This is a genomic window from Rhodopirellula sp. UBA1907, assembly GCF_002337565.1.
GTDB classification, from domain to species: domain Bacteria; phylum Planctomycetota; class Planctomycetia; order Pirellulales; family Pirellulaceae; genus Rhodopirellula; species Rhodopirellula europaea.
This window is the reverse complement of record NZ_DDGH01000066.1, coordinates 135,482-138,155: the sequence shown is the minus strand read 5'-3', so window position 1 is coordinate 138,155 and position 2,674 is coordinate 135,482. Positions and strand designations below refer to the sequence as shown.

Genomic DNA, 2,674 nt, shown 5'->3' with positions numbered 1-2,674 from the left:
CGGAGCGGCCGAGTTTAAAACGACCAACTCAAAGCGGACTCATTCGGCGGCCGGCTTTGACTCCGTGGCCGTCGAATGAGCGAGCTTGATCAGCGATCGATCGCTGCGAAGAAAGATGCTTCCATCCGAGACTGCGGGCGTGGCCAGCATCGGGCCTGTGAATTCCGCGGTTCCTAGAACGTCGACTTTGTCGGTGGCGGAATCGTCGCCGACTGTTCCGGACTTTTCTTCGCCGACCACCGTGATGGTTCCGGATTGGTCGACGACGTAGATCCCCGAAGCGGTGGCGATTGGCGTCGCCCAAACGGATTTGACTTCTCGCATTCGGGTCTTCCAAGTCGACTCACCGGTCGTGAAGTCCGCCGCGGCGATCACGGATCCTTGGTTCACGATGACTTGTCCGTTGTGAACCACCGGCGAAACGCTTTTGCATTTCAGCCGAGAGTTTTCCCATGCGATCGGGAACGAAGGTTCGCGAAGATTGAACGCCGTGATGCCATCACCGGGAACCAGCAACAGTGGTGGTGCCCAGGTGGGCGATGAGGTGGTGCTGCCTGAAATATCAAGCGTTGCGAGAAGTTCGCCCGAGCGTGCGGCAACGAGTTCAACTCCATCGGAATTTTGAAAGACAAATGCAGGATCGGGCAGACGAACCGCGATTGGTGTGGCCCATCCGGAACGACGCGGACGAGGACGTGTCCAGAGCGTTTCGCCCGTATCGAGATCGATGCCGCTGCTGAACGAGTCGCCTTGGTTTTCGAGTTGAACGGCGACCACATTATCCAGGATCACCGGCGAGCTGCTCATCGAAACATCGTTGCCCGTCCGCGGATGATCCACCGCGAGGGCTCGGTACCAAAGTGGTGTGCCGTCAGTCTTCAGGCAAACCAAATCGCAGGAGCTGAACAGGGCGACAATCTTTTCACCGTCACTGGCGGGTGAAGGAGATGCGTTGGCACTGGTCGGGTGCGTGTAAGGACGCCCGAGTGCGTGCGCTGTTCGCAGCCACTGGCGAGTTCCGTCGAGTGCGGAAAAGGCTTCAATGTACAAATCACGTTCGTCCTCTCCTCCGCTGCTGGTCACCACCACGCTGTCACCAATCACGATGGGACTGCTGATGCCACGGCCGGACGTGGCGACTTCCCAGGCCGGCTGCATCGAGTCATCACCGGGGCGAGGCGTGATTTCACTGGACGACGACGTCGTGTCGGATCCGCGGAATTGCAACCAATCGGAGGCGAAAGCGTGTTGGGATGCGATCCCAGAAACCAAGCCGATGCCAGCGGCGATCAGTCCAGCCAGTACGGCGCGTCGAGAAGAATGCATGACGGTCAGGTCCAGAGGATATCGTTGAGGTGGGTTGGTTCAGCGAGCGTCGTTGACAATGGTCACCGGAATTCCGCGACCCGTGGAATCTGTCAAACGAAATTGAAAACGCCAATCTTGGGCCCAAGGCTGAGTCTGATTGTTCTGGCAGATCTTCAGCAGGACCGAGTTCAGTCCAGGGCGAAGTTGGCAATTCGAAACGTACTGATCGATGCTTGATCCGGAGTGATAGACTTCGTTGCTGAGAACGGGCTGTCCATTGATCCAAGCTTTGTTGGCGTTGATGCAACCCAATCTCGCTTGTGCGTCGGTCGTTTCTCCTGCGGGCAATTCGAAGAAACAAACCGCGTACGCGACCGCGTCTTTGGCGTTGTCGTAGGTTGGATTCAAATCCACCAATCCTGCGTTGTCATCGGTCGATATTGTTTGCCACGTCAGCGAGTCGCCGGTTTGATTGTCGTCCCCGCCGGGCGTTGCCGCCTCGAAGGATTGTTTGACCAGTTCGCGATCAAATGGCGATTCCGCGTACTCGGTTTCGACGTCATAGACGTGATCGAATCCCTTGCTGTCTTTGTTGCCGAATGGGGCGATGACCTGCCACTGCGTAACCATGGCAAGTTGCTTGGCCAACTGAACCGGGCGGTCGAGTTTCTTTAGCGAAGCGGTGATTTCTCGCAGGTGGTCTGGATGACGTGCGAGAGGCAGCAACTCAAGGTAGGCTTCGATCGCTTCTTCACCCTCGAGCTGTTCGGCCAGTTTCATCTCTCGCTGAATCGCCAGGTAGCGAAGAGGGATGAACGGGTCGTCGACGGCTTGTTCAAGCAACGTTTCTCGTCGCTCGGGATTTTGGTCAACAAGGTGACGGTAGATCAGATAGCGAGCGTCACCATCGTGAGATCGATCGTTGAAAAACGCGAGCAGATCCTCTCGCAGTGAGCTCAACTGTTTCGCCGTCGCCGCGTTGGACTCGGCCGCTTCGATCTGCTGAGAAGCCAGCAACCGCAGCCAGTTCTTTGCTCGTGGTTCGGCTTCGCTCATCGACTTCAACGTCGCGAACAGCTGTGATGGCGAGACTTCCGTCGATTTCGGCTGAGCCGACATCGCCTTCATCGCAGCCGAATGTCCAACGCCTTCCGCTTGGACGCGGTTCAATACGTCCACCAACGAGGAGTTGGTGGTGTCGCTAGGTTGGTCCGCCAATGCGATGTTGCCCACCGACACCATCGATAGCAGCAGCGGGAAGGCGACAGGCAGAATGAAGTGTGGACTCGCGACGCTTGGTGAGAATGTCCGTCGCGAGAGTCGAGGCAGCGGCATGGCGTTGAACCCGGAAGAGTGGCGGGACGAA

The 2,674-nt window shown here is 57.6% G+C and carries 2 protein-coding genes; both read right to left on the bottom strand.

Going from position 1 to position 2,674, the window contains the following annotated elements; genetic code table 11:
• Positions 1–39 precede the first annotated feature (39 nt).
• The gene (locus B2R17_RS14835) at positions 40–1,326 is read right to left on the bottom strand and encodes a PQQ-binding-like beta-propeller repeat protein (protein WP_286764588.1); all 1,287 of its coding nucleotides are present in this window, start codon (positions 1,324–1,326) and stop codon (positions 40–42) included.
• Between the two features lie 39 nt (positions 1,327–1,365).
• Positions 1,366–2,674: hypothetical protein (locus B2R17_RS14830; RefSeq protein WP_286764587.1), on the bottom strand; the 1,309-nt coding region annotated here is incomplete at its 5' end.

Bases quoted from the DNA above. Each gene is read 5' to 3' on its own strand.
- B2R17_RS14835 (WP_286764588.1), bottom strand. From the start codon at position 1,326: ATGCATTCTTCTCGACGCGCCGTACTGGCTGGACTGATCGCCGCTGGC.